This window comes from Sphingomonas azotifigens NBRC 15497 (assembly GCF_002091475.1).
GTDB lineage: Bacteria > Pseudomonadota > Alphaproteobacteria > Sphingomonadales > Sphingomonadaceae > Sphingomonas > Sphingomonas azotifigens.
Window position 1 is genome coordinate 1 of record NZ_BCTR01000152.1, and the last position, 744, is coordinate 744.

A 744-nucleotide genomic window follows, 5' to 3' on the forward strand; every position below is an offset into this window, starting at 1 on the left:
CCGGCGTGGAGGAACTTGCCCCCGATGCGGTTGTCCATGCCGATGCCGCGCGACACTTCCTGCACGTCGGCACCGACCTGTTCGCACAGATCGGCGATCTCGTTGATGAAGGTGATCTTCACCGCGAGGAAGGCGTTGGCGGCATACTTGATCAGCTCGGACGTGCGGCGCCCGGTGAACAGGACGGGTGCCGACTGGTTGAGCGACAGCGGCCGGTAGATCTCGCGCATCACCTGGCGGGCGAACTCGTCCTCGGTGCCGACGACGACGCGGTCGGGGCGCTTGAAGTCCTCGATCGCCGCGCCTTCGCGCAGGAACTCGGGGTTGGAGACGACCTTGGCGCCGCTGTTCGGCGCGACCTCGGCGATGATCCGCTCGACTTCGTCGCCGGTGCCGACGGGTACGGTCGACTTGGTGACGATCACGCTCGGCTTGGTCAGATTCTCGGCAATCTCCCGCGCGGCGGCGAAGACGTAGGAGAGATCGGCATGGCCGTCGCCGCGGCGGCTCGGCGTGCCGACCGCGATGAACACCGCATCGGCATCCTTCACCCCTTCGGCAAGGTCGGTGGTGAAGGACAGGCGGCCGGCCTTGACGTTGCTCGCCACGAGATGGGCCAGTCCTGGCTCATAAATCGGCATGACGTTCTGATCGAGAAGCTCGATCTTGCGGGCATCCTTGTCCACGCAGACGACTTCATGGCCGAAGTCCGAGAAGCAGGCTCCGGATACCAGGCCCACATAG

At 65.3% G+C, this 744-nt stretch carries 1 protein-coding gene; it reads right to left on the reverse strand.

Translation table 11 applies throughout. The features are described from left to right. Nucleotides 1-744 (reverse strand): UDP-glucose dehydrogenase family protein (locus SAZ01S_RS23365; RefSeq protein ID WP_139810233.1); only part of this gene is annotated, 744 nt, incomplete at both ends.